General features: G+C 68.0%; 7 protein-coding genes. 3 read left to right on the top strand and 4 right to left on the bottom strand.

Going from position 1 to position 6,247, the window contains the following annotated elements:
* The first annotated feature begins 140 nt into the window (after positions 1–140).
* The gene (purB, locus tag ABSF49_RS19325) at positions 141–1,445 is read left to right on the top strand and encodes an adenylosuccinate lyase (RefSeq protein WP_424114269.1); all 1,305 of its coding nucleotides are present in this window, start codon (positions 141–143) and stop codon (positions 1,443–1,445) included.
* A 66-nt stretch (positions 1,446–1,511) separates the two neighbouring features.
* Here the strand turns inward: purB and ABSF49_RS19320 are convergent, their stop codons facing one another.
* Complete coding sequence (locus tag ABSF49_RS19320; protein ID WP_424114268.1) at positions 1,512–1,985, bottom strand: DUF2852 domain-containing protein; 474 nt, start codon at positions 1,983–1,985, stop codon at positions 1,512–1,514.
* 164 nt (positions 1,986–2,149) lie between these two features.
* Here ABSF49_RS19320 and ABSF49_RS19315 point away from each other — a divergent pair, with 164 nt between their 5' ends.
* On the top strand, positions 2,150–3,541 hold the full coding sequence (locus ABSF49_RS19315; protein ID WP_424114267.1) for a DegQ family serine endoprotease: 1,392 nt from the start codon (positions 2,150–2,152) through the stop codon (positions 3,539–3,541).
* A gap of 35 nt (positions 3,542–3,576) precedes the next feature.
* Here the strand turns inward: ABSF49_RS19315 and ABSF49_RS19310 are convergent, their stop codons facing one another.
* From ABSF49_RS19310 to ABSF49_RS19300, 3 genes are all read right to left on the bottom strand, one after another.
* Complete coding sequence (locus ABSF49_RS19310; RefSeq protein ID WP_424114266.1) at positions 3,577–4,230, bottom strand: nucleotide-binding protein; 654 nt, start codon at positions 4,228–4,230, stop codon at positions 3,577–3,579.
* A 197-nt stretch (positions 4,231–4,427) separates the two neighbouring features.
* On the bottom strand, positions 4,428–4,676 hold the full coding sequence (locus ABSF49_RS19305) for an exodeoxyribonuclease VII small subunit (RefSeq protein ID WP_424114265.1): 249 nt from the start codon (positions 4,674–4,676) through the stop codon (positions 4,428–4,430).
* 56 nt (positions 4,677–4,732) lie between these two features.
* The gene (locus tag ABSF49_RS19300) at positions 4,733–5,200 is read right to left on the bottom strand and encodes an Lrp/AsnC family transcriptional regulator (protein ID WP_424114264.1); all 468 of its coding nucleotides are present in this window, start codon (positions 5,198–5,200) and stop codon (positions 4,733–4,735) included.
* Positions 5,201–5,324: 124 nt separating this feature from the next.
* Between ABSF49_RS19300 and ald the strand changes: the two genes are divergently transcribed.
* On the top strand, positions 5,325–6,247 hold a 923-nt coding region (gene ald, locus ABSF49_RS19295), incomplete at its 3' end, for an alanine dehydrogenase (protein ID WP_424114263.1).

Here is a 6,247-nt window from a genome sequence, read left to right as displayed (position 1 = left end):
GTCGGTTCGCTGCAAGGCCACGCGTCTGGTCTCCAGGATGCGCGCCTACCTTGGGGGCCTTGACGGCGCGGGCGCAGGGGGGTCGAAATTTTCGCCGCGTTCCTATAGACCGCTCGCGGCCCTTGTCCAAGGAAACGCCGATGATCCCCCGCTATTCCCGCCCCGAGATGGTCAAGATCTGGGCGCCTGAGACGCGCTTCCGCATCTGGTTCGAGATCGAGGCGCACGCTTGCGACGCGCTCGCCGAAATCGGCGTCATCCCGAAGGAATCGGCGAAGGCGATCTGGGCGAAAGCGGGCAGCGTCACGTTCGACGTCGCGCGCATCGACGCGATCGAGAAGGTGACCAAGCACGACGTCATCGCCTTCCTCACCCATCTCGCCGAGTTCATCGGCCCCGAGGCGCGCTTCGTCCACCAGGGCATGACCAGCTCCGACGTGCTCGACACCTGCCTGGCGGTGCAGCTTGCCCGCGCCAGCGACATCCTGATCGCCGACGTCGACGCGCTGCTCGCCGCGCTGAAGCGCCGCGCCTATGAATACAAGCTGACGCCGACCATCGGCCGCTCGCACGGCATCCACGCCGAACCGACCACCTTCGGCCTCAAGCTCGCGCTCGCCTATGCCGAGTTCGCCCGCGCGCGGACGCGGCTGGTCGCGGCGCGCGAGGAGATCGCGACCTGCGCGATCTCCGGCGCGGTCGGCACTTTCGCCAACATCGACCCGCGCGTCGAAGCGCACGTCGCGAAGATGATGGGGCTGAAGGTCGAGCCGGTTTCGACCCAGGTGATCCCGCGCGATCGCCACGCCGCCTTCTTCGCCGCGCTCGCGGTCGTCGCGTCGTCGGTCGAACGGCTCGCCACTGAGATCCGCCATCTGCAGCGCACCGAGGTGCTGGAGGCGGAGGAATATTTCTCCGAAGGGCAGAAGGGTTCGTCGGCGATGCCGCATAAGCGCAACCCGGTCTTGAGCGAGAACCTGACCGGCCTCGCCCGCATCGTCCGCTCGGCGGTCGTGCCGGCGCTGGAGGACGTCGCGCTGTGGCACGAGCGCGACATTTCGCATTCCTCGGTCGAGCGGATGATCGGCCCCGACGCGACGATCACCCTCGATTTCGCCCTGGCGCGGCTGGCCGAGGTGATCGACAAGCTGCTCGTCTATCCCGACGCCATGCGCAAGAACCTCGACCGGCTCGGCGGCCTCATCCACTCGCAGCGCGTGCTGCTGGCGCTGACCCAGAAGGGCGTTTCGCGCGAGGAGGCCTATGCGATCGTGCAGCGCAACGCGATGCCGGTGTGGCGCGGCGAGGGCGAGTTCCTGACCCTGCTGAAGGGCGACAAGGACGTCGCCCAGCGGCTCAGCGCCGCCGAACTCGAGGCGCTGTTCGACCTCGGCTACCACCTCAAGCAGGTCGACGCGATTTTCGCGCGGGTGTTCGGGGGCTGAGGCGCAGGCCCTCATCCGGCGCTTCGCGCTGCGTTCTCCCGCAAGCGGGAGAGGGTTAGGGGAAGTCTACGGCTTCGCCCGGCGCTCGGCCATGAAGCGGTCGAATTCCTCGCGGTCCTTGGCGTGGCGGATATTGTCGAGGAATTCGGCGAACTCGCGCGCGGCGTCTTCGAGCTTGCGCCGCTCGGCTTCGAGCCGGGCGAGCTCGGCCGCCTTCCATTGGTCGAAGGCGGCGTTGCCGGTCCCGGCGGGGCTCCAGCTCCAGCCGGAAGACCGCGTCCAGCTCGCGCGCGCCTCGTTCCACTTCGCCGTGACGACCGTCTGCAGATCGTCGGCGCCCGACTTGCGCTGCCACATCTTGTAGGCGAACACCGCCAGCCCGATCGGCCAGAAGACCATGAAGCCGAGAACCATCGTCGCCAGCTCGAACAGCGTCCAGCGGCTCGCGCAGGAGCGGCCGCGCCGCCATAGGTTCGCCCATTCGCCCGGCGCGTACGCGCGCGCGTCGTCCGAGCCGCCATACGTACGCGCCGTGCCCATTACGAGCCTCCCCTGAGAAACCGCGGCGCCGGACGGTCGGGCCGCGGACCATGACATTGGGCGGCGGGCCGACGCGCGCAAGACGGCGGCGACCAATTTAATCTTTGGTCCCGGCGCCGCCTCGGCCTATATCAGGACCCCCTCGCCCGAGCCGGAGATTGGCCTTGCGCCGCCTCGTCCTAGCCTTCGCCGTCAGCCTCGCCGCCGTCGCCGCCGCCCCGGCCGAGACGGCCGACAAGACGGCGCCGCAGAGCGCCGCCGAGCTGCATCTGTCGTTCGCCCCGGTGGTCAAGAAGGTCCGCCCGGCGGTCGTCAACGTCTACGCTTCGCGGGTCGAGCGGCAGGCGCGCAACCCGTTGTTCGACGACCCGATCTTCCGCCAGTTCTTCGGCGACCAGGGCGAAGAATCGCGCGTCGCGCAGTCGCTCGGCTCCGGCGTCATCGTCGATCCGAGCGGCCTGATCGTCACCAACCATCATGTCATCGAGGGCATGACCGACGTGAAGGTCGCGCTCTCCGACCGGCGCGAATTCCCGGCCAAGATCGTGCTGCGCGACCCGCACAGCGACCTCGCGGTGCTCAAGATCGAGTCGCAGGAGCGTTTCCCGGTGCTGGAGCTCGGCGATTCCGACGCGATCGAGGTCGGCGACATCGTGCTGGCGGTCGGCGATCCGTTCGGCGTCGGTCAGACGGTGACGCAGGGCATCGTCTCGGCGCTCGCGCGCACCCAGATCGGCATCAACGACTACGGCTTCTTCATCCAGACCGACGCCGCGATCAATCCCGGCAATTCGGGCGGCGCTCTGGTCGATCTCAACGGCCGGCTGATCGGCGTCAATTCGGCGATCGTGTCGCGCTCGGGCGGCAGCGTCGGCATCGGCTTCGCGATTCCCGTCAACATGGTCAAAAGCGTCATCTACGCCGCCGAGCACGGCGGCGTCGTGCGGCGGCCGTGGCTCGGCGCCTCCCTGCAGGACGTCACCAAGGACATCGCCGATTCCATCGGCCTCGAACGGCCGGCCGGCGCGCTGATCGCCAGCGTCGCGCCTGAGGGACCCGCCGACCAAGGCGGCTTGAAGCGCGGCGACGTCGTCACGGCGATCGACGGCCAGGGCGTCGACGACGCCGGCGGCGTCGGCTTCCGCCTCGGCGTGCAGCCGCTCGGCGGCGCGGCGACGGTGACCGCATTGCGCGACGGCAAGACGGTGACGGCGACGGTCAAGCTGATTGCGGCGCCGGAAACGCCGCCGCGCGACGCGATCCGCATCAAGAGCCGCTCGCCGTTCGAGGGCGCGCTGGTGGAGAACGTCTCGCCGGCGGTGTCGGAAGAACTGTCGCTGCAGAACGTCGACGACGGCGTGGTCGTCGCCGAGACCGCGCCGGGTTCGCTGGCCGCCAATCTCGGCATTCAGAAAGGCGACGTGGTGCGCGAAGTCAACGGCGCCAAGATCGGCTCGACCCGCGACCTCGAAGCGGCGGCGAGCCAGCGGCCGCGCCTGTGGGATCTGACGATCGAGCGCGGCGGTCAGACGATCCGCACCCGCATCGGCGGCTGACGCCGGACCGACGCGGGCGCGAGGGCGCTATGCCGTCACGCCGCGCGGGCGGTCGGCGCGCTCTTGCCGCGCGCGAGGCGGCGCTTGATCGACGACCACAGCTGGCGCATTTCCAGCGCCGCCGCGCCGTGGGGATTGATCTCGGTGACGCCGAGGCCGTGCCGCGCCGCCTCCTGATAGTCGACGCGCGCCAGCACCAGCGGCGAAATCAGGCCGCCCATCTCCTCCAGCGCCTCGACCGCGTTGTCGACCCGCGCCGTCTGCTGGGCGGGCGGGCACTGGTTGAGCATGAAGACGAATTCGCTCTTGGTCGCCTTGAGCGCGGCGCGAGTCTGGGCGCTCGCCCACAGATCGAAGATGCTCGGCCGCGACGGGATGATGTTGAGATCGGCCTCGCGCATCGCGGCGATCGAGGCGGCGCCGTCGGCGCCGGGAGTGTCGATGATCGCCAGGGTGATTCCCTTCTTGGCGAGCTCCTTGAGCAAAACCGGAAGTTTGGCGGCGGTCGCCGGGATCACGGCGACGTCTTGCTGGTTGCGGGTCTTCGACCAGCTCAGCAACGAGGCCTGCGGATCGAGATCGATGACGCAGACCCGCTCGCCGATGTCCTTGGCCGCCACCGCCAACGACGAAGCCAATGTGCTCTTGCCCGATCCGCCCTTCTGGGTAACGAAAGCGATTGTTCGCATGGAAGTCCGCCCTTTTCCATTTTTTCGCGCCCGAGGCGCGAATCGCGGCCCGGACAAAGGTTAACAACGCTCAAGATGTTTGCGGCCCTTATGGTTAACAAAGTGTGACCAAAATTCGGCGCGTGACGGAAATAGCCGCATTTCCAGCGCACTAGCAGGGTCAGTCTGACGATCTTGTCAGCTTCGCGACAGTTTCTTTACTCGCCGTCGAGCGGTGTAACGCCTTTAGGCTTGCCATCAGCGCCGAGCGCGATCTTTTCGATTCGCATTTCGGCGTTCTTGAGCAAGTCGTCGCAGTGCTTCTTCAGCGATTCGCCGCGCTCGTAGAGCTTGATCGAGTCTTCCAGCGCGACCGCGCCCTTCTCCAGCTTGTCGACGATCGATTCGAGTTCGGCGAGCGCCGCCTCGAACGGCATTTTGGCGATGTCGGCGGCGGACTGGGTCATGGCGGATCCTCGCGACCGGCGGGCGGGCCAGTCGGGGCCTGCTTAGCGCGCCGCCTTTAGAGCGGCAAGGCGGTCGTCTTCTTCACCGTGCGCAGGGTCATGGTCGACTGCACGCGCGACACGCCGGGCAATTGGGTGAGGATGTCGGTGTGGATGCGCTCGAAGTCGCGCGCGTCGCGAAAGGCGACGCGCAGCAGGTAATCGGCGGGGCCGGCGAGCAGATAGCATTCGATGATCTCGGGATGGGCGCGCGCCTCCGTCTCGAAGCGGTCGAGCGCGCCGCGGCCCTGCTGGTCGAGCGTCACCGAGACGAAGGCGGCGCCGGGCAGGCCGGCCGCCGCCGGATCGAGCAGCATCACATAGCCGGCGATGAGGCCGCTCTCCTCGAGCATCCGCACCCGGCGCAGGCAGGCCGATTGCGACAGGTGGACGCGATCGGCGAGCTCGGCGTTGGTGAGACGGCCGTCGCGCATCAGCTCGCGCAGGATCGCGCGGTCGCGGTCGTCGATATCCTCGATTCGCATAATACGCTCCAAACCGCGCAATTGTTCGCACGAACTGCCGACACGGTACAATAACACTGCAACTTGGGCTATAAATTTCGTGCAACCTACGGGATGATGCCGACCTTGGAAGGTGGAGGCTGCCATGCTCGTCGGTGTTCCCAAGGAAATCAAAGACAACGAATTTCGCGTCGGCCTGACGCCCGGCTCGGTCGCCGAGCTCGTCCATCACGGCCACAAGGCGCTGGTCGAGAAGGGCGCGGGCGTCGGTTCCGGCCTCGCCGACGAAGAATATATCGCCGCCGGCGCGACGCTGATCGACAAGCCCGAGGACATCTTCGCCCGCGCCGACATGATCGTGAAGGTCAAGGAGCCGCTCGCCGCCGAGCGCCGGCAGCTCCGCGCCGGCCAGGTCCTCTACACCTATCTCCATCTCGCCCCCGACCTCGCCCAGACCAAAGACCTCATCGCCAGCGGCGCGACCTGCATCGCCTACGAAACGGTGACTTCGCCGACCGGCGGCCTGCCGTTGCTGACGCCGATGTCGGAAGTCGCCGGCCGCCTCGCGCCGCAAGTCGGCGCGCATGCGCTGGAGAAGGCGCAAGGCGGACGCGGCGTGCTGCTCGGCGGCGTGACCGGCGTGCCGGCGGCCGAAGTCGTCGTCATCGGCGGCGGCGTTTCCGGCGCCAACGCGGTGACGATCGCGCTCGGCATGGGCGCCAACGTGACGGTGGTCGACAAGTCGAGCGACACGCTGCGCCGCCTCGCCGCGCAGTTCGGCACCAGCTTGCGGACGATCTACTCGACCCGCGCCGCGATCGCCGATCTCGTCACCCGCGCCGATCTCGTCATCGGCGCCGTGCTCGTCCCCGGCGCCGCCGCGCCGAAGCTGATCACCCGCGCGATGCTGAAGACGATGAAGCCGGGCTCGGTGATCGTCGACATCGCCATCGACCAGGGCGGCTGCTGCGAAACCTCGAAGCCGACCACCCACTCCGACCCGACCTATGTCGTCGACGGCGTCGTGCATTATTGCGTCGCCAACATGCCGGGCGCGGTGGCGCGCAC

The sequence above is a fragment of the Roseiarcus sp. genome (genome assembly GCF_049514155.1).
Classification (GTDB): domain Bacteria; phylum Pseudomonadota; class Alphaproteobacteria; order Rhizobiales; family Beijerinckiaceae; genus Roseiarcus.
Note: the sequence above shows the minus strand (reverse complement) of the source record. Positions and strands in the feature narration are given on the sequence as shown.

What these genes read in the sequence shown, in the direction of transcription:
- purB (WP_424114269.1), top strand. Translation starts at nt 141, where the DNA reads ATGATCCCCCGCTATTCCCGCCCCGAGATGGTCAAGATCTGGGCGCCT.
- ABSF49_RS19320 (WP_424114268.1), bottom strand. Translation starts at nt 1,985, where the DNA reads ATGGGCACGGCGCGTACGTATGGCGGCTCGGACGACGCGCGCGCGTAC.
- ABSF49_RS19310 (WP_424114266.1), bottom strand. Translation starts at nt 4,230, where the DNA reads ATGCGAACAATCGCTTTCGTTACCCAGAAGGGCGGATCGGGCAAGAGC.
- ABSF49_RS19305 (WP_424114265.1), bottom strand. Translation starts at nt 4,676, where the DNA reads ATGACCCAGTCCGCCGCCGACATCGCCAAAATGCCGTTCGAGGCGGCG.
- ABSF49_RS19300 (WP_424114264.1), bottom strand. Translation starts at nt 5,200, where the DNA reads ATGCGAATCGAGGATATCGACGACCGCGACCGCGCGATCCTGCGCGAG.